A 17,836-nucleotide genomic window follows, 5' to 3' on the forward strand; every position below is an offset into this window, starting at 1 on the left:
GAGATCCAGCTTGGCGGCCAAGTCGTCCCTGGAGATCCGACTCGGCCGCCCGGCCACTAGTCTCAGATGCATGACCACTGACGCCGCGAGCCTGGACGCCCTGCGTGCCAAGGTGGACGCCGCGCTGCGGGCGTTCGTCCAACGGCAGCTGCCCGCCCTCGGCGACACCGAGCTCGAGCCGCTCCGCGCGGCCGCCGAAGACCTGCTGTCCGGCGGTAAGCGGCTGCGCCCGGCCTTCTGCTACTGGGGGTGGCGGGGCGCGGGCGGCACCGACGTGCCCGGGATCTTCACCGCCGCCGCCTCGCTGGAGCTGCTCCAGGCCAGCGCGCTGGTGCACGACGACGTGATGGACAAGAGCGACCTGCGCAGGGGCATGCCGTCCGCGCACCGCCGCTTCGAGGCCATCCACGAGAAGTCGGGCTGGCACGGCTCGGCGGAGCAGTTCGGGGAGGGCGCGGCGATCCTGCTGGGCAACCTGCTGCTGATCTGGTCCGGCGAGATGTGGCGCAGCAGCGGCCTGCCGCCCGAGTCCCTGTCGGCGGCCCAGCCGGTGCACGACCACATGCGTACCGAGCTGATGTGTGGTCAATATCTCGACCTGCTGGAGCAGGCGCACGGCGAGAACACCTTCGAGTCCGCCCTGCGCGTCGCCCTCTACAAGAGCGGCAAATACTCCGTCGAACAACCGCTCCGCCTCGGCCTGGCGCTCGCCGCCGGCAGCCTGGAGCCGTGGATGGACGAGCTCTGCATGGAGTACGGCCGGCGGGTCGGCATCGCCTTCCAGCTGCGCGACGACATCCTGGGCGTGTTCGGCGACCCGGCGCAGACCGGCAAGCCGGCAGGCGACGATCTGCGCGAGGGCAAGCGGACGATGCTCGTCGCCCGGACGCTGGCCGCGGCCTCACCCGGCGACGCCGAGACGGTGCGCGCGCTGCTCGGCGACCCCGGACTCGACGAGGACGGAGTGGCCGCGCTGCGGGGCATCATCGAGGGCACCGGGGCGCTGCGCCAGTGCGAGGACATGATCGGTGACTACCTCGGCGAGGCGCTGACGTTCCTCGGCAAGGCGCCCATCACACCGGACGCCCGCGCGGCCCTGTCGGACCTGGCGGTGGCCGCCACCTCACGCACAACCTGAGCCACCTCACGCACAACCTGAGCCACCACACGCACTACCGGTCACTCTCACGCACGCCTGAGCGACCTCACGCACACGGTGAGTGGCCGCACGTACACGGTGAGTGGCCGCACGTACGAGCTGAGTAGGGCGCGGGCGCCGGGCGGCGCCCGCGCGCGTCCGTCAGCGGGCCAGGCGCTTGGCGAACTCCGCTGCCGCGGCGCCCGGGTCCTCGGCGTCCGTGATGGCGCGTACCACCACGACCCGTTCGACCCCATACGACCGCACCTGGTCGAGATTGCCCAGGTCGATGCCGCCGATGCCGAACCACGGCCGCCCGCTGCCGAGCGACGCCGCGTGCCGGAGCAGCGACGGCCCCGGCGCGTGGCGGCCCGGCTTGGTCGGCGTCGGCCAGACGGGACCGCAGCAGAAGTAGTCGACGCCCTCCTCCACGGCCGCGGCGGAAGCCTCGGCGATGGAGTGGGTGGACCGTCCGATGAAGACATCGTCGCCGAGTATCTCTCGCGCGACCTTCACCGGAAGATCATCTTGCCCCAGGTGGAGCACGTCGGGCCGGGCGGCGTACGCGATGTCGGCCCGGTCGTTGACCGCCAGCAGCCGGCCATGCCGGTCGCAGGCGTCGCGGAAGACCTCGAGGAGCGCGAGCTCTTCGCGCGCCTCCAGGCCCTTTTCCCGCAACTGGACGATGTCCACGCCCGCGGCCAGCACCGCGTCGAGGAAGTCGGCCAGGTCACCGCGTTCGCGACGGCCGTCCGTACAGAGGTAGAGGCGGGCGTCAGAAAGCGAGGGCTTGGGCACGCCGCTTGACCTCGGTATGGCGACCGGCCCTGATGGCGTCGACGGGCGAGCCGGGCAGGGAGTCGTCAGGGGTGAAGAGCCAGCGAAGCGACTCGATGTCGTCGTAACCGGAGTCTCGCAGCACGGAGAGTGTGCCGGGCAGACCCTTCATCACGTCCTTTCCGTCAAGGAACACCGCGGGCACTTGTGGCCCACCACCACCCCGGCGCACACCGAGCAGTTTCCGATCCTTGAGGAGTTGCTTGGCCCGCCCTATCGAGAGGTCGAGGCGCGCGGCCACTTCGGGGAGAGTGAGCCACTCGGCGACGAGTTGGTCGGTCTCCCGGTCGATCTGCGCAACAGAAAGCGTCACGAAACCACAACTACCACATGGCGTGCTTGCTCAAACAACACAATCCCGTAGGGAGACGTCGGGATCTACCAGGCGTTCGGCGTCTACGCGGTGTCCGGCTTCGATGATTCTGCGGCCCTGGACGAGGTCTCGGGGCCGGTCCACGGCGAGTACGGCGGCCAGGGTGTCGTCCGAGGTGAGCCAGCAGGCCGACCATTTTCCGCCGAGTTCGCCTCGGTAGAGGAGGCGGTCTCCGGCCGGGTGGTGGCCCGCGTACTGGACCATGTGGCCGAACTGCTCGGACCAGAAATAAGGCACCGGGTCGTAGGCGGCCTCCACGCCCAGCAGCGTGGCGGCGGCCACCTCGGGCGAGTTGAGCGCGGCGTCCCAGTGCTCGACCCTCAGCCTGGTCTCGAACCGGCGCGACCACCAGGCCGCGCAGTCGCCCACGGCCACGACGTTCGGCAGGGAGGTGCGCAGGTGCTCGTCGGTGACGACGCCGTTGTCCAGGTCGATGCCGGAGCCCGCGAGCCAGCCGACGGCCGGGCGTACTCCGACACCGGTGACGACCACATGCGCCTCGATGAGGCTTCCGTCCGCGAGCGTGACGCCGCCGTCGTCCACGGAGCCGACCAGGGTGTTGAGCCGCAGGTCGATGCCCTCGTACCAGCCCTGGGTGCGGGCGCCGATCTCGGGACCGACCGCCTGGGCGAGCGGGGTGGGGCCCGCCTCGATCACGGTCACCTCGCAGCCGGCCCGGCGGGCGGCGGTGGCCACCTCGGCGCCGATCCAGCCGGCGCCGATGATCACCACCTGGGCACCCTTGACGAGCCGGGCACGCAGCTCCAGTGCGTCGTCGAGGGTGCGCAGCACGTGTTGGCGGCCGTCGCCGGGCAGCGTGATCGGCTCGGCTCCGGTGGCGATCACCAGGCCGTCGTAGCCGAGCTCGCCCTCGGTGGTCTCGACGACGCCGGGACGCAGTGCCTTGACCGAGACGCCCGGCCAGAAGTCCACCTCCAGCACGGCGAGGTCGGCGTCGACGAAGCTGGAGTCACTGCTGCCCGACAGGACCGCCTTCGACAGGGGTGGCCGGTCGTATGGCCGGTGCCGCTCCTGCCCGATCAGCGTGATCCTGCCGTCGAACCCTTTCGCGCGCAGCGCCTCGACACTCCGTACGCCGGCCAGACCGGCGCCTGCCACCACCACATGATTCACGTTCAAGACCATAACGGGGCCCGTGCCTGGGCGTCGCGCCGAGGCCGTAGGGTGGAGACGTAAGACGCGCGGGAGTCCGGCCGTTACCGGGCTGAGAGGAAGGCTGCACCGGGCCTTCGACCGCAAGACACCTGATCCGGATCATGCCGGCGAAGGGAGCGGACGTGGACATCGTCGTAGGCGGCGGGATCGTCGGGCTGTCCATCGCCTGGCGCCTGTCCCGCTCGGGGCGGCCGGTCACCGTGGTCGACCCCGCTCCGGCCACTGGGGCCTCGCACGCGGCGGCGGGCATGCTGGCGCCGGTGAGCGAGGTCACCTACACCGAGGAGCCGCTGCTCCGGCTGGGCCTCGCCGCACTGCGCCGCTGGCCGTCCTTCGCCACCGAACTCGCCGCCGACGCCGCCCTCGATGCTGGTGCGGGACCCGCCGCCAACCGCACTCACGGGGGCGGCCTCGATACTGGTGCGGGACCCGCCGCCTCCGACATCGGCCTCCATACTGGTGCGGAACCCGCCGCCTCCGACATCGGCCTCCATGCTGGTGCGGGACCCGCCGCCAACCGCCTTGACGAGGCCGGGGCATCTGAAGCGGTCGGGAGCGGGCTCAGCGAGGCCGCGCGGGCCGGGCTGGACTTCCGGGTCGACGGGACGCTGGCCGTGGCGTTCGGGGCCGACGATCTGGCGGCGCTCGGTGAGCTGGCCGCGTTCATGGAGAAGCTGGGGCTACCGGTCGAGCGGCTGACCGGGCGCGAATGCCGTCGGCTGGAGCCCATGCTGGCGCCCTCCGTACGCGGTGGGCTGCTGGCCCGTGGAGACGCCTGGGTGGACCCGCGCCGTGTCACCGCCGCGCTCCTGGCCGCACTCGACCGCCTGGGCGTCCCACTCGTCCGGGCTCGCGCCAGCGAACTGCTCCGGGACGGCGACCAGGTCGTGGGCGTACGCCTCGCACCCCCGGACCGGACGGCCACCCCGGACCGGACGGCCACCCCGGACGGGACAGCCATCCCGGACCACGACCTCCCGCAGTCGGACATCCCCGCCGAGATCCGGGGCGAGCGTGTCGTGCTGGCGGCCGGGGCGTGGAGTGCCGGGCTGGCCGATGTCCCGGTACGGCCGGTCAAGGGGCAGATCATGCGGCTGAGCTCCCCTCAGCCCTTGCTCGGCAGGTGCGTACGCGGAACGGTGCACGGGAAATCCGTGTACCTGGTGCCGAGGGGTGACGGTGAGCTGGTGGTCGGGGCGACCCAGGAAGAGCTGGGGTTCGACACGAGGGTGACGGCGGGCGGACTGTACGAGCTGCTGCGGGACGCCCACGAACTGGTGCCGGGCGTCACCGAGCTGGAGATCGCCGACGTGGTGGCGGGGCTGCGTCCGGGCACACCGGACAACGTCCCGCTCATCGGGCCCAGCGGGACCCCGGGGCTGGTGCTGGCCACCGGGCATCACCGGGGCGGGGTGCTGCTGGCCCCGCTCACGGCGGCCATCTTGCTGGGCGAGGAGAGCGAGCTCGCGGAGCTGTGCTCGCCGCTGAGGTATCGGGATATTTCATGATTGTGACCATCAATGGGGCCCCGCACGAGGTGCCCGACGGCACCACCGTGGCGCAGGCCGTACTCACGCTCACCACGGCCACGACCGGCGTGGCCGTGGCCGTGAACGACGAGGTGGTGACGCGGAGCGCCTGGGAGACGACGGCGCTCGGCGACAGCGACCGGATGGAAGTGCTGACGGCGGTGCAAGGTGGATGATCTACTCATAGCCGGAGAGAAGTTCTCCTCCCGGCTCATCATGGGCACCGGCGGCGCGCCGTCTCTGGAGGTGCTCGACCAGGCGCTGGTCGCGTCCGGCACCGAGCTGACGACCGTCGCCATGCGGCGGCTCGACCCCGGCGCGCCCGGCTCGGTGCTCGAGGTGCTGCGCGAACGCGGCATCAAGGTCCTGCCCAACACCGCCGGCTGCTTCACCGCGGGCGACGCCGTGCTGACCGCCCGGCTGGCCAGGGAGGCGCTCGGCACGAACTGGGTCAAGCTTGAGGTCATCGCCGACGAGCGGACGCTGCTGCCGGACCCGATCGAGACGTTCGACGCGGCCGAACGGCTGGTGGCCGACGGGTTCGTGGTGCTGCCGTACATCGGCGACGACCCGGCGCTGGCACGTCGCCTGGAGCTGGCCGGATGTGCGGCGGTGATGCCGCTCGGCGCGCCGATCGGCTCGGGCCTCGGCATCCGCAACCCGCACAACATCGAGCTCATCGTGGAGGCGGCCTCGGTGCCGGTGATCCTCGACGCGGGCATCGGTACGGCCAGCGACGCCGCCCTGGCGATGGAGCTGGGCTGCGACGCCGTACTCCTGGCCACGGCCGTGACCAGGGCGCAGCGGCCGGAGCTGATGGCGACGGCCATGAGAGCGGCCGTCCAGGCGGGCCGGTTCGCGCACCAGGCGGGCCGCATCCCCCGCCGCCGCTACGCGGAGGCCTCCTCGCCGACAGGCCCGTAGCCACGCGGAGGCCCCGGGCGGCCCCGTGGCCACGCGGAGGCCCCGGGCGGGTCCGTAGCCACCGACGCCACGCGGAGCCGACGAAACGGGATATGTCCGGATATGTTCAAGATAGGTGCGTTCCAACGAGCACGGCTCAGCATCGGTTTCGGATGGTCAGGCCTTGCCAGTGGCAAAACGCCCGTAAACTCAGCGGGGTGGACACGACGACAGCGGACCCTCTCGTCGGACGGCTGCTCGATGGGCGTTATCGCATCGAGTCCCGGATCGCGCGGGGCGGTATGGCGACCGTCTACCTGGCGCTCGACGTGCGGCTTGACCGCACGGTCGCGCTGAAAGTCATGCATCGCTCGCTCGCCGAGGACCCGGCGTTCGTGCGGCGGTTCATCGGCGAGGCCAAGTCTGTGGCCAGCCTCTCGCACCCCAACGTGGTGCACGTCTTCGACCAGGGCACCGACGGTGACGTGGTCTACCTGTCGATGGAGTACGTCCCCGGCAGGACGCTCCGCGACACCCTGCGCGACCGGGGCAGGCTGCCCGCCCGCGAGGCGCTGGAGATCATGATCCCGGTGCTCGCGGCCTTGGGCGCGGCCCATCAGGCCGGCATGGTGCACCGCGACGTCAAGCCCGAGAACGTCCTGCTCACCGACGACGGCCGGGTCAAGGTGGTGGACTTCGGCCTGGCCCGGGCCATCGAGGCGACCAACCAGACCCGCACCGGCGTGATGATCGGCACGATCGGCTACATGTCACCCGAGCAGGTCATGACCGGCGGCGCCGACGTGCGCAGCGACGTCTACGCGGCGGGCATCATGCTGTTCGAGCTGGTGACCGGCGAGCAGCCCTACGACGGCGAGACGCCGATGTCGGTGGCCTACCGGCACGTCCACGACACCGTGCCGCCGCCGTCCTCCGTGGCGCCGGAGGTGCCGCCGCTGATCGACACGCTGGTGACACACGCCACGGCCCGCTCCCCCGACGACCGGCCCGCCGACGCGACCGCGATGCTGGTGGCGGCCGTGGACGCGCACCGCATGCTGCCCCGTACGACGACGCCACCCCTGCACGCGGGAGCGTCCGGGGCACGCTCCATGCCGTACTCGATGCCTGACTCCAGGCCCGCCACCGCGCCGCACGCGATGACGCAGGTGGTGCCGAACCACACGATGATCCAGCCGCGCGAGGAGATGCCCGCGCGGCGCGCCGGTTTCCGGCCCAACTGGTTCCTGGTCGGGCTCGCCGTGGTCATGGTGGTGGCGGTGGCGCTGACGGGCTGGTACTTCTCGCAGACCACGTACGTGCCGGTGCCCGACCTGGTCGGCAAGGACCTGGCGGTCGCCCAGCGGGCCGCCGCCGCCCAGGGCTTCCAGGTGAAGACGGCCCCCGGCCAGCACGATGAGAAGGTGGCCGAGGGCCTCGTACTGAGGACCGACCCTGGACGCAACGTCGAGGTCGAGCGGGGGGCGGCCCTCACGCTGGTGCCCTCGCTGGGCCCGAAGCGGGTGCTGGTGCCCAACGTCGAGGGCATGTCCGAGCCCGAGGCCCGCACCGCGATCGGCAAGGCCGGGCTCGACGTCAACCGCGTCAGCCGGCAGGCCAACCAGGAGATCGCGCGCGGCAAGGTGATCCGCACCTCGCCCGACGTGGGCGAGAAGGTCAAGGAGAACTCGAAGGTCAACATCTACGTCAGCGCGGGGCTCGTGATGCCCGACGTCAGCGGCATGCCCAAGGACGAGGCGGCCAGCTACCTCGGCACCCAGGGCTTCCAGGTGCAGGTCAACGAGGTCGACGACAGGGCCGAGCCGTGCACGGTGATCGCGCAGGCGCCCAAGGCCAAGGCCGAGGTCGACAAGGGCGCGCAGGCCATGATCACGGTGGCCCGGTGCCAGACCGACTTCTGGGACTGGTTCAGCGGTGACAATGAGGACAACGAGGCGCGTGACGACCAGGAGTTCCAGCTCGTCCCGTCGGTGGTCGGCAAGAACACCGGCGACGCCAGGAACGAGTTACAGGGTCTCGGCTTCAGGGTGCAGATCCGCAAGCTCTCGGGCGATGGAGTCGTCCGGTTCCAGCGCCCGGCGGGCAACAGCGAGCGGCCGCCCGGCGCGACGGTGGTCCTCTGGCAGTGACCCGGCCGCAGGGCGACGGCCGCAGGGCGACGGCCGTCAGGCGAGGTTGCCGTGCAGCCGGACCCTGGCAAGTCCCCCGTCGGGATAGATGTCGACACGCACCCGCGTGACCGGCCCGGCGTGCTCCAGGCGGAACCGGTGCGGGGTGTCGGGCTGCAGCCGCGTCCTGGCCAGCAGTTCCACCTCACGGTCACCGTCGTAGCCGGTCATTGACACCCATCCGGGCGCGTTGAACAGCAGGTTCGTGGTGTCGATCTCGGCCAGCCGGATGACGCCGCGCGCGGCGAGCCGGATGACCAGCCACTCGTTCCCGGCCTCGCGCCGCCGCGCGGTCTCCCAGCCCTCCGCCTGGTGGCGGGCCGGCCCGGGGGCCAGGACGTTGTCGGGCGCCGAGTAGAACTCGTTGGAGCAGGCGATGACCCGCCCCCCGTTCGCCAGGGCGGCCAGGTCGAGGCCGAGCCCGTCGTAGAGGGACAGATCCGGCCGGACCTCGCCGTGTACGCGCAGCCGGGCGATCCCGCCGTCGGGATACATGTTCAGCCGCACGTGCGTGTAGCGGGAGTCGTCGGTCACCTCGAAAGCGTGCTCGGCGTCCCCCTTGAGGTCGCTCCTCGGCACGATCTCCACCCAGTCGGCGTCGGCGAGCTCGGCGGGCGACGGGTAGCCGTCCACGGCCGCGGCCTCGACCGAGGCGTGGGGCGGGTAGTTGCCCTTGAACCAGGCCGTGTCGATCACCACGCCGCGTACGACGCCCGGCAGCCCGAGCCGGACGATCGCCCAGTCGTGGCCGGGGTCGCGTCGGCGCCGGGTCTCCCAGCCGTCGTAGACCTGGCCCTTGTTGCCGAACGTCTCCGCCTGGAAGCCCGGTCGCCCCGGCCGGATCAGGCTCTCCTTCTCGGCGAAGGACTCGTCGCTGGCGGCGACCACGGAGCCGCCGAGGGTACGCAGCGCGAGATCGGGCAGGGCGGTGAAGCCGGGCATCTACTGCTCTCCCAACAGGAAGGCTCCGTGCGGTAGGCCGTCAGTGGGCCGGCCGCGGAGCCAGGTCGTAAGGACGGCGCCCTTGAGGAGGTGGCCGTGGTAGGGCGTCACCGGGTTCTTGTGGTGAAGGTGGGCCGCGTCGACCGGGCTGACGGCCGTAGCATCGAAAGCCACCAGATCAGCGTCGTTGCCAACCTTTATTGCGCCTTTTCCGGAAATATGGGCTATTGCCGCTGGTTGGGTGGACATCCAGCGCACCACGTCGGCCAGCCCGTGACCGCGGCGCGACGCCTCGGTCCACACGGCGGACAGGCCGAGCTGGAGCGAGGCGATGCCGCCCCAGGCCGCCGCGAACGAGGGCACCTTGAGGTCGGCCGGTGCGGGCGAGTGGTCGGAGACGACGCAGCTCAGCACGCCGCTCGTCAGCCCGTCCCAGAGCCGGTCGCGGTTGGCGGCGGAACGGATCGGCGGGCAGCACTTGTAGGCGGTCTCGCCCTCGGGCACCTGTTCGGCGGCCAGGGTCAGGTAGTGGGGACAAGTCTCGGCCGTGATGCGTACCCCTTCGGCCTGGGCGGCGGCCAGCGGCTCCAGGCAGTCGGCGCTGGAGACGTGCAGGATGTGCACCCGGGCGCCGCTCTCCCGGGCCAGCCGGATCACCTGCTCGACCGCGCTGCGCTCGGCCGCGCCCGGCCGGGAGTCCACGAACTCGCGGTACGTCGGACCCGCCGGCTCGGCGAGCAGCGCCGGGTCCTCGGCATGGACGACCATGAGAGCGTCGAACCCGGCGAGCTCCGTGAGCGCCTGGCCTACCTCCGAAGGGCTGAGCGGCGGGAACTCCTCCACGCCCGACGGCGACAGGAAGCACTTGAAGCCGTAGACACCGCGGTCGTGCAGCGGGCGCAGGTCCTTGACGTTGCCGGGGATCGCGCCGCCCCAGAAGCCGACGTCCACGTGACACTGCCCGGCGGCGGCGCGCAGCTTGGTGTCGAGCGCGTCCACGGTGACGGTGGGCGGGAGCGAGTTGAGCGGCATGTCCACGATCGTGGTGACTCCGCCCGCGGCGGCCGCCCTGGTGGCCGAGGCGAACCCCTCCCAGTGGGTGCGGCCCGGCTCGTTGACGTGCACGTGGGTGTCGACCAGGCCGGGCAGCAGCGCGAGGTCGCGCAGGTCGATGTCCTCGGCCGCCTCGATCGCGTCGCCGTACGCGCCGATCGCGGCGATCCGGCCATCGCGGACGGCCACTGAGGCGGCCCGCTCGCCGTCGGGAGTGACGGTCCTGCGCGATCGGACCACGAGGTCATAGCCGGTCATATCCACTCCTTCCTTGCCATACGCCGAGGCCCGTACGTCCGGTCAAAGGGTGTGGCCCGTACGTCCGGTCAAAGGCGGTCGGCGGCGAGCTTGGCCGCCAGGCGTTCGAGGAGCGCGGCGGCGTCGGCCATGCAGCGGGCCGGGTCGGGCTCCAGGTCGGTGAGGGCGTAGGCGGCCTCGATGCCGGCCGCCCGGAGCGCGGAGTCGGACAGGGTACGGCGACCGCACACGGCGACCACCGGCACACCGGCCCTGGCAGCCGCCTGGGCGACGCCGACAGGGGCCTTGCCGCGCAGCGACTGCTCGTCCAGCGAGCCCTCACCGGTGATCACCAGGCGGGCCCCCTTGACGTGCTCACCGAATCCCAGCAGGTCGAGAAGGTAGTCGATACCCGGCTGGACCTCGGCGTGCAGGAACGCCAGCGCGGCGAAGCCCACCCCACCCGCGGCACCCGCGCCCGGAGCCCCGGCGACGCCCATCGGGCGGGGCACGTCGTCGTGCTCGACGGCGCCCGCGAGACCGTGCGTGCGGGTGGCCACGGCGGCGAGGCGGGCGAGCGCGCGGTCCAGGACCGGCACGTCCTCCAGGGTCGCGCCCTTCTGCGGACCGTAGATCGCCGCGGCACCGTGCGGGCCGAGGAGCGGGTTGTCGACGTCGCTGGCCACCACCACCTCGATGCCGGACATGTCCGTGAAGCCGGTGATGTCGATGCGGTCGAGCCTGCCCAGGGCGGCTCCGCCGTACTCAAGCTCGTCGCCCTGAGCGTCGAGGAAGCGGGCGCCGAGCGCCTGCGCCATGCCCGCGCCACCGTCGGTGCAGGCGCTGCCGCCCAGGCCCAGCACGATGCGCTTGGCGCCCTGGCGGATCGCGTCGGCGACGAGCTCGCCGGTGCCGTAGCTCGTGGCGGTGAGCGGCTCGAGCCCGCCGGGGAGACGGCGCAGGCCGGACGCCTCGGCGAGCTCGACGACGGCGGTGTCTCCGCGCCGCGCGTACGAAGCCTGGACGGGCTCGCCCGTGGGCCCGGTGACCTGGTGGGAGACGCGGGTGAAGCCGCAGGCCACGACCGCGTCCACGGTGCCGTCTCCCCCGTCGGCCACCGGCAGCTCTATCGCCGGAACGCCCAGCCCCGCCGACACATGAGCCGCCACCTCGGCGGCGGTCAGCGACCCCTTGAACTTGTCGGGGGCAACGAGCACATGCTCAACCACTACGAACTCCCACACGATGACGAACGGCGAACGGCCCCGCCTCCGGGGAGACGCGACGATTCATCATCACATCTCGACGGACGGCGGCTCGAACTGGCGTCCGGTGCCGGCGGCCGGGACGCGCCCACCGCGTGCTTCACGGCAGAAGGGCGTGGTCACCGGTGGATCTCCTTGGTGGCGGTGATGCCATGCTTCTCGGCCAGCCGGGTCAGGCGGCGGTGGGCCTCGGCGCCCGCGCGGCCGAGCGCGTCATGGGTGACGGTCCTGAGCTCGTCGTCCTCGACGACCGTCTCGCCGCCGACCAGCAGCCGGGCCAGTGGCGGCTGGCGGGTGGCGAAGACCAGGCGGCAGACCGGGTCGGTCACCGCCGAGGCGAACGGCTCGTCCACCCGCCACAGCGCGATGTCGGCGAGCTTGCCCGCCTCCAGCGTGCCCATCTCGTCCGCACGGCCGAGGTTGCGGGCCCCGCCGAGCGTGGCGAGTTCGAGCGCCTGCCGGGCGGTCAGCGCGCCCGGACCGTACACGGCCCGCTGGAACAGCAGTGCCTGCCGCATCTCGCCGGACAGCGTGGTCAGCTCCGAGGAGGCGCTGCCGTCCACGCCGAGGCCGACGTTGGCGCCGCGGCGCAGCATCTCCGACACCCTGGCGATCCCGGCTCCCAGTCGCCCGTTCGACGAGGGGCAGTGCGCGGAGCCGGTGCCGGTGGCGGCGAGCTTGCCGATGTCGGAGTCGCTGAGGTGCACCGCGTGCGCGAACCAGACGTCGGGGCCGAGCCAGCCGAGCTTGTCCATGTACTCGACGGGCCGCATGCCGAACTGGGCGCGGCAGTGCTCCTCCTCCTCCAGTGTCTCGGCCAGGTGGGTGTGCAGGCGCACTCCCCGGTCCCTGGCGAGGGCGGCGGCCTCGGTCATCAGCTCGCCGCTCACCGAGAACGGCGAACAGGGCGCCACCGCGATCCGCAGCTTCGAGGAGAACGACGGGTCGTGGTGGACGTCGATGGCCTCGGCGGTGGCGGCGAGGATCTCGTCGAGCCGCTCGACGACGACGTCCGGGGGCAGGCCGCCCTGCGACTCGCCCCTGTCCATGGAGCCGCGCGCCGGGTGGAAGCGGAGGCCCAGCTCGCGCGCCGCCTCGATCTCGGCGGCGAGCAGGTCGCCGCGGCCCTTGGGGAAGACATAGTGGTGGTCGCTGGAGGTGGTGCAGCCGGACAGGGCCAGGTGGCCGAGCCCCGCGCCGGCCGCGCCCTTGACGACCTCGGCGTCCATGGCGGCCCACACCGGGTAGAGGGCCACCAGCCACTCGAAGAGCGTCGCGTCCTGGGCCAGGCCCTGCGAGGCCCACTGGTAGAGGTGGTGGTGGGTGTTGACCAGGCCGGGCGTGGCCAGGCAGCCGGTGCCGTCGATCCGGGCGGCCGGCGGGGCGGCGGGCGCTCCGGCCATGGGGCCGAGGCCGGTGATCAGATCACCCTCGATACGGATATATCCGGACTCAACCTCCGGCCCGGCAACAGGCGCGATGTAGACGTTGTCGATCTGCACAGAACCCGCCCGCACAGAACCGGCCCGCACAGAACCCGCCCGCACAGAATCCGACTGCGCGGATCCGGACGACGCGCGGTCACGGCTGGGTTGCGTGGGAGAGGTCACCTGGTGGCCGCCTTTCGCTCGGCCGCCAGCCGTACCGCGTCCAGGATCTTCTCGTAGCCGGTGCAGCGGCACAGGTTGCCCGCGAGGGCCTCGCGGATCTCCGCGTCGGACGGCCGGTCGACGCGTTCGAGCAGGTCGTGTGTCTGCACGAGCAGACCTGGCGTGCAGAAACCGCACTGCACGGCGCCGCTCTCGACGAACGCCTCCTGCACGGGGTCGAGCCGGTCGCCGTCGGCCAGGCCCTCGACGGTACGCACCTGACGGCCCTCGGCCTGCCCGGCGGCGACCAGGCAGGCGCAGACCGGCGTACCGTCGAGGTAGACCGTGCACGATCCGCATTCGCCCTGCTCGCAGGCGTTCTTGGAGCCGGGCAGGCCGACCCGCTCACGCAGCACGTACAGGAGGCTCTCGCCCTCCCACACGTCGTCGGCGCACTCCTCGCGGCCGTTGACGGTGAAGGTGACGCGCATCAGGCGGCCCTCCTTCCTCGGTAGTCGTTCCAGGCCCAGGTCAGCGTGCGGCGGGCCATCACGGCGATGGCGTGCCTGCGGTAGTCGGCGGTGCCGCGCACGTCGTCGATCGGCGAGGCGGCCTGGGCGCACAGCTCGCCGAACCGCTTCAGCACGGCGGGGTCGAGCCGGGCGTTCCAGTCGAGCTCGCGGCGCAGGAACTCCTCGGCCTCCAGCGCCCTGCGCGGCGTGGGCGCGGCCGATCCGAGGCCGGTGCCGACCCGCCCCTCCCCCGGATGCAGCGCGACCGCGAACGAGCACACCGCGATGACCATGGCGTTGCGGGTGCCGACCTTGGAGAAGTATTGGGGCCCGGTGGCGGGTTCGAGGTGGACGGCTCTGATCAGCTCGTCCGGCCGCAGCGCGGACCGCTTGACCCCCAGGTAGAACTCGTGCGCGGGGATCATCCTGACGCCGCCGTCGCGCGACTCCACCTCGATCACCGCCCCGGCGGCGAGCAGCGGCGGGTGGCTGTCCCCGGCGGGCGAGGCCGCGCCGAGGTTCCCGCCGACCGAGCCGCGGTTGCGGATCTGCGGCGAGCCGACCGTCCGCGACGCCTGCGCCAGTCCCGGCAGCGGGCCGCCGAGCTCCTCGATGATCGTGGTGTACGGCACGGCGGCCCCCACCCGGTAGCGGCCGTCCTCCAGGGACCAGGTACGCAGCTCGGGCACGCGGGTCAGGTCCAGCAGCGCCTCCGGCCGTCGTACGTCGAAGTTGATCTCGACCATCACGTCGGTGCCGCCCTGGATGGGCACGGCCCCGGGCCGGTCCGCCTTGGCGGCCAGCGCCTCGTCCCATGTCGTGGGGCGCAGGAATTCCATCGCTCTACTCCCAGGCGAATGCGGCGTCAGGGGCGTCCTCGCGCAGCACGCCGCCCTCGATCAGGCCATAGGGGCGGTCGGCCGCGAAGTAGACCTCGTTGTCGTTGTCCAGGCCGAACGGCGAGAGGTCCACCAGGAAGTGGTGCTTGTTCGGCATCGCGAACCTGATCTCGCAGACCTCGCCACGGCTGTCCAGTACCCGTTTTCCCATCGCGTACAGCGTCTGCTGCAACGACAGGCTGTGCGTGTCGGCGAACGCCTCGAGCAGGCACCGCCGCACCTCCTCGTACGACTTGCCGTACGCGGACCCTTCGGCGGCGTGGCGCCACCGGGCGGCGACGGCGGTGGCGAGGACGCGGTCGGTGGTCGGTGGCAGCGTGGTGTACTCGTCCTGGATGTAGCCGTGGAACTCCGAGCCCGTCGAGTTGAGCACGACCAGGTCCTTCAGGCCGGAGACCACGGTGGTGCGGCCGTCGCGGTCGTGGTGGACGACGCAGGTGCGCACCTCGCCGCCCTTGCGCGCGAAGGAGTGCGGCCGGTCGCCGCCGATCCGCTCCCAGGCGTACTCCTCGATCTCCACCCTGGCGTGGTGGATCGACGGCTGCGCCGCGACGTAGTGCCTGGCCAGCAGCAGCGCGAAGTCCTCGATCTGGTCGACGCCGTGCTTCTTGGCGAAGGCGTAGACGGTGTTCTTCTGCGAGTCGGTCGGCAGGACGGTGGCGTTGTCGCCGGTCAGGTGGACGGCCGCCATGTCGCCGGAGAGCGCGGAGCTGACGCTCAGATCCTTGAGGTGGTGGACCTCGCCCTCCCGGACGACGCGGACGAGCCTGGTCTCCGCCTTGCCATAGCGGTTGGGGCCCAGGATGACGTCGGGCACGTTCTAGCTCCCTCGGTAGGTGGAGTAGGCGAACGGGCTGAGCAGCAGCGGCACGTGATAGTGCGCGGCCGGGTCCGTCACGGTGAAGGTGATGACGACCTCGGGGTAGAACGTGTCGGCCAGGTACGCGCCGGTGTCGAAGACCACCCGGTGGACGCCGGCGCCGGGGTTCCAGCCCTTGATCCGGCCATCGGCGTCGGTGCGGCCATCGGCCACGACCTCGCCCTCGTACTCCAGCCGTACGGCCACTCCCGCGGCGGGGCGGCCGGTGACGGCGTTCAGGACGTGCGTGGAGAAGCTCATCAGGACCCCTCCAGCAGCTTGACCAGCCGCAGTCCGGTGATCTTGGCCAGCTCGTCGCGAACGGTGGCGCGTTCGCTCTCCTCGTCGTGGCGCAGGCGTTCGCGCAGCCTGGCCAGCATCTCGGCGCCCGTCAGACCGGTGGCGCAGATCAGGTAGACGTGGCCGAAACGGTCCTCGTACGCCCGGTTGCCCTCGGCCAGCTCGGCGCGCGTGTCGTCCTCGACGCCCGACTGCTCCTGCCTGGACCAGGCGCTCTCGGCGCGCTCCCCGATCCTGGGGTGGGCGCTGAGCGCTTCGAGGACGTCGGGCCAGGCCAGGCCGCGCACGGCCGCGTCGGCGGCGGCGGCGAGCTGGGCCGGGTCACGGTAGGGGCGCCGGGCCGCGACGGACCTGGCGAAGGCGCGGGAGGCGCAGCAGGCGAGCAGCTCCGCCTCGGCGTCGTCCCGGGCGTTGAACCCGGCCAGACCGGTGAGCGTGTTGGGCATATCAGCAGTAGACACACCCGCGTGGTGCCCGGTCCATCCGCAAGAACTCTCAAGTGGTCCAGCGGTTGGCTAGGACTTTTCGTGTCATGCTCCAAGTTCGCGGCATATCCCGCCCGGTCGGCCCGCTCCGCCACCCGCCTAAACTGATAGGCATCATGACCCCAACCTCTCTCATCGGCGGGCACGTCTCCGTCGCGGGCGGCCTGGCGACGGGCGGTCTCGCGTACATGGCCGAGATCGGCGCCGAGATGATCCAGGTGTTCGTCACCAACCCGCGCGCCTGGACGCTCACGCCGGGCAAGCCCGAAGAGGACGCCGCGCTGGCCGCGTCGGGTGTCGACACCTTCGTGCACGTCCCCTACCTGGCCAACTTCGGCTCGCCCAACCCCGAGACGGTGGCCGGCACCATCGCGCTCGTCCGCTACACGCTGCGCCGCGGCGCCGAGGTCGGCGCCAAGGGAGTCGTGGTGCACACGGGCTCGGCGGTGACGCAGCCGCGCGACGACGCGATGCGTCAGCTGCGTGAGCACCTGCTGCCGCTGCTCGACGAGATCCCCGAAGGCGGTCCCGACCTGCTGCTGGAGCCGATGGCGGGCCAGGGGGCGATGCTCTGCGCCACGGTGCAGGATCTGGAGCCCTACCTGGCGGCGCTCGACTGGCACCCGCGGGCCAACATCTGCCTCGACACCTGCCACGCGTTCTCGGCCGGGCACGACCTGGTCGCGGCGAGCGGGGTCAAGGAGACGTTCGACGCGCTGCACGCGATCGCGCCCGGGCGGCTGAAGCTGATCCACGCCAACGACTCCAAGGACCTGTGCGGCTCGAAGAAGGACCGCCACGAGAACATCGGCGCGGGGCACATCGGCGCCCAGCCGTTCGCCGACCTGATGCGGCACCCGGCCGTGGCGGGCGTTCCGATCTGCATCGAGACGCCGGGCAAGGCCGACAAGCACCGCGAGGACATCGCCACCCTCAAGAAGCTCCGCGACGAGCCGTAACTCTCCGCCCGGCCCCGTTGGGCCTTGGTGCACATAGGCCGGCCTCGCTGGTCTTCAGTGCACGTGTCGGGACGCCCGCTCTCGCGATCCGGCCACCCCCGTAAGCCGGATCGCGGTCCTTTCCGCGGCCACAGCGGGCGTCCCACACGTGCTCGGCAGGCGGGCCCTGCCCCCCGGTAGAGGGCCCGACAGCCGTGGTGACCTGCGTGGTCACCGGAGGATCCGACGCATCAGACTAATCAGCGAGCCTTTCGGCCCGTCCCCCCCGATGCGCCGGGTGGCTTCCGATGCGCAAACACTACGGTCGCGATCTTGCGGGCGAACCCCCGTTTACGGACAGCTCGTCGAACGGTCTGTAGTCATCGCCATACGGAGCGTACGGATACGACGAACGGCGGTTCCGGCACGACGAACGGTCGCTTCCAACGCCCCGCGACCCCGGACACGACAGCCGCCGGGCCGCCACAGAGACACCCGACCCGGCGTGACCAGGGACTCGCCACCATCACGGAGAAAACGCCCGGCGCGGCGAACCGTACAGGGGGCCGTTCACACTCCCCGCATTCACGCCCACCCCACTCGGGAAACGGG

Annotated in this window: 18 protein-coding genes and 1 riboswitch; of the genes, 6 read left to right on the forward strand and 12 right to left on the reverse strand. The window is 71.7% G+C overall.

What is annotated here, in order from left to right; translation table 11 throughout:
- The first annotated feature begins 70 nt into the window (after nucleotides 1-70).
- Nucleotides 71-1,138: a polyprenyl synthetase family protein gene (locus AB0H88_RS01530; protein ID WP_357639807.1), complete on the forward strand. Its 1,068-nt coding sequence runs from the start codon at nucleotides 71-73 to the stop codon at nucleotides 1,136-1,138.
- A 162-nt stretch (nucleotides 1,139-1,300) separates the two neighbouring features.
- Here AB0H88_RS01530 and thiE read toward each other — a convergent pair whose 3' ends face one another.
- The 3 genes from thiE to AB0H88_RS01545 are packed head-to-tail and all read right to left on the reverse strand — an operon-like array spanning nucleotide 1,301 to nucleotide 3,482.
- Nucleotides 1,301-1,936: a thiamine phosphate synthase gene (thiE, locus tag AB0H88_RS01535; RefSeq protein WP_357639808.1), complete on the reverse strand. Its 636-nt coding sequence runs from the start codon at nucleotides 1,934-1,936 to the stop codon at nucleotides 1,301-1,303.
- On the reverse strand, nucleotides 1,914-2,288 hold the full coding sequence (locus AB0H88_RS01540) for an Rv2175c family DNA-binding protein (RefSeq protein WP_225298599.1): 375 nt from the start codon (nucleotides 2,286-2,288) through the stop codon (nucleotides 1,914-1,916). Before AB0H88_RS01540 ends, thiE begins: the two co-directional genes overlap by 23 nt.
- 30 nt (nucleotides 2,289-2,318) lie before the next feature.
- The gene (locus AB0H88_RS01545; RefSeq protein WP_357639813.1) at nucleotides 2,319-3,482 is read right to left on the reverse strand and encodes an FAD-dependent oxidoreductase; all 1,164 of its coding nucleotides are present in this window, start codon (nucleotides 3,480-3,482) and stop codon (nucleotides 2,319-2,321) included.
- A 58-nt stretch (nucleotides 3,483-3,540) separates the two neighbouring features.
- Nucleotides 3,541-3,657, forward strand: a riboswitch (TPP riboswitch).
- Between AB0H88_RS01545 and AB0H88_RS01550 the strand changes: the two genes are divergently transcribed.
- From AB0H88_RS01550 to pknB, 4 genes are all read left to right on the forward strand, one after another.
- On the forward strand, nucleotides 3,647-5,032 hold the full coding sequence (locus tag AB0H88_RS01550) for an FAD-dependent oxidoreductase (protein ID WP_357639814.1): 1,386 nt from the start codon (nucleotides 3,647-3,649) through the stop codon (nucleotides 5,030-5,032). It overlaps the preceding riboswitch by 11 nt.
- Entirely contained in the window at nucleotides 5,029-5,229 is a 201-nt protein-coding gene (thiS, locus tag AB0H88_RS01555; RefSeq protein WP_357639817.1) for a sulfur carrier protein ThiS, read from the forward strand. Before AB0H88_RS01550 ends, thiS begins: the two co-directional genes overlap by 4 nt.
- The gene (locus AB0H88_RS01560; RefSeq protein ID WP_357639820.1) at nucleotides 5,222-5,977 is read left to right on the forward strand and encodes a thiazole synthase; all 756 of its coding nucleotides are present in this window, start codon (nucleotides 5,222-5,224) and stop codon (nucleotides 5,975-5,977) included. The genes thiS and AB0H88_RS01560 overlap by 8 nt, the downstream gene beginning before the upstream one ends.
- A 197-nt stretch (nucleotides 5,978-6,174) precedes the next feature.
- Nucleotides 6,175-8,106, forward strand: coding sequence for a Stk1 family PASTA domain-containing Ser/Thr kinase (gene pknB / locus AB0H88_RS01565; protein WP_357639822.1), 1,932 nt, complete (start codon nucleotides 6,175-6,177; stop codon nucleotides 8,104-8,106).
- 36 nt (nucleotides 8,107-8,142) lie between these two features.
- On the opposite strand, the gene alc is transcribed toward pknB, so the two are convergent.
- The 9 genes from alc to uraD all read right to left on the reverse strand — a co-directional run bounded on the left by alc (nucleotide 8,143) and on the right by uraD (nucleotide 16,247).
- Nucleotides 8,143-9,087, reverse strand: coding sequence for an allantoicase (alc, locus tag AB0H88_RS01570; protein WP_357639826.1), 945 nt, complete (start codon nucleotides 9,085-9,087; stop codon nucleotides 8,143-8,145).
- The gene (gene allB / locus AB0H88_RS01575) at nucleotides 9,088-10,398 is read right to left on the reverse strand and encodes an allantoinase AllB (RefSeq protein WP_357639828.1); all 1,311 of its coding nucleotides are present in this window, start codon (nucleotides 10,396-10,398) and stop codon (nucleotides 9,088-9,090) included.
- Nucleotides 10,399-10,466: 68 nt separating this feature from the next.
- Nucleotides 10,467-11,606: a glycerate kinase gene (locus tag AB0H88_RS01580; protein WP_357639829.1), complete on the reverse strand. Its 1,140-nt coding sequence runs from the start codon at nucleotides 11,604-11,606 to the stop codon at nucleotides 10,467-10,469.
- Nucleotides 11,607-11,761: 155 nt separating this feature from the next.
- Nucleotides 11,762-13,138 (reverse strand): 8-oxoguanine deaminase, encoded by a 1,377-nt coding sequence (locus AB0H88_RS01585; RefSeq protein WP_357641971.1) that lies wholly within the window; start codon nucleotides 13,136-13,138, stop codon nucleotides 11,762-11,764.
- Nucleotides 13,139-13,248: 110 nt separating this feature from the next.
- Complete coding sequence (locus tag AB0H88_RS01590) at nucleotides 13,249-13,722, reverse strand: (2Fe-2S)-binding protein (RefSeq protein WP_357639831.1); 474 nt, start codon at nucleotides 13,720-13,722, stop codon at nucleotides 13,249-13,251.
- On the reverse strand, nucleotides 13,722-14,582 hold the full coding sequence (locus tag AB0H88_RS01595; RefSeq protein WP_357639833.1) for a xanthine dehydrogenase family protein subunit M: 861 nt from the start codon (nucleotides 14,580-14,582) through the stop codon (nucleotides 13,722-13,724). The genes AB0H88_RS01590 and AB0H88_RS01595 overlap by 1 nt, the downstream gene beginning before the upstream one ends.
- A 4-nt stretch (nucleotides 14,583-14,586) precedes the next feature.
- Nucleotides 14,587-15,459 (reverse strand): factor-independent urate hydroxylase, encoded by an 873-nt coding sequence (gene pucL / locus AB0H88_RS01600; RefSeq protein WP_357639835.1) that lies wholly within the window; start codon nucleotides 15,457-15,459, stop codon nucleotides 14,587-14,589.
- A 3-nt stretch (nucleotides 15,460-15,462) separates the two neighbouring features.
- Nucleotides 15,463-15,765, reverse strand: a complete 303-nt coding sequence (uraH, locus tag AB0H88_RS01605) for a hydroxyisourate hydrolase (protein WP_357641973.1) — start codon at nucleotides 15,763-15,765, stop codon at nucleotides 15,463-15,465.
- Nucleotides 15,762-16,247 (reverse strand): 2-oxo-4-hydroxy-4-carboxy-5-ureidoimidazoline decarboxylase, encoded by a 486-nt coding sequence (uraD, locus tag AB0H88_RS01610; RefSeq protein WP_357639838.1) that lies wholly within the window; start codon nucleotides 16,245-16,247, stop codon nucleotides 15,762-15,764. Before uraD ends, uraH begins: the two co-directional genes overlap by 4 nt.
- A 155-nt stretch (nucleotides 16,248-16,402) precedes the next feature.
- Here uraD and AB0H88_RS01615 point away from each other — a divergent pair, with 155 nt between their 5' ends.
- Nucleotides 16,403-17,245 (forward strand): deoxyribonuclease IV, encoded by an 843-nt coding sequence (locus AB0H88_RS01615; RefSeq protein ID WP_357639841.1) that lies wholly within the window; start codon nucleotides 16,403-16,405, stop codon nucleotides 17,243-17,245.
- Nucleotides 17,246-17,836 lie beyond the last annotated feature (591 nt).

Source organism: Nonomuraea sp. NPDC050680, from assembly GCF_040654555.1.
Classification (GTDB): domain Bacteria; phylum Actinomycetota; class Actinomycetes; order Streptosporangiales; family Streptosporangiaceae; genus Nonomuraea.

Bases quoted from the DNA above. Each gene is read 5' to 3' on its own strand.
- AB0H88_RS01530 (WP_357639807.1), top strand. From the start codon at position 71: ATGACCACTGACGCCGCGAGCCTGGACGCCCTGCGTGCCAAGGTGGAC.
- thiS (WP_357639817.1), top strand. From the start codon at position 5,029: ATGATTGTGACCATCAATGGGGCCCCGCACGAGGTGCCCGACGGCACC.
- alc (WP_357639826.1), bottom strand. From the start codon at position 9,087: ATGCCCGGCTTCACCGCCCTGCCCGATCTCGCGCTGCGTACCCTCGGC.
- allB (WP_357639828.1), bottom strand. From the start codon at position 10,398: ATGACCGGCTATGACCTCGTGGTCCGATCGCGCAGGACCGTCACTCCC.
- AB0H88_RS01590 (WP_357639831.1), bottom strand. From the start codon at position 13,722: ATGCGCGTCACCTTCACCGTCAACGGCCGCGAGGAGTGCGCCGACGAC.
- AB0H88_RS01595 (WP_357639833.1), bottom strand. From the start codon at position 14,582: ATGGAATTCCTGCGCCCCACGACATGGGACGAGGCGCTGGCCGCCAAG.
- uraD (WP_357639838.1), bottom strand. From the start codon at position 16,247: ATGCCCAACACGCTCACCGGTCTGGCCGGGTTCAACGCCCGGGACGAC.
- AB0H88_RS01615 (WP_357639841.1), top strand. From the start codon at position 16,403: ATGACCCCAACCTCTCTCATCGGCGGGCACGTCTCCGTCGCGGGCGGC.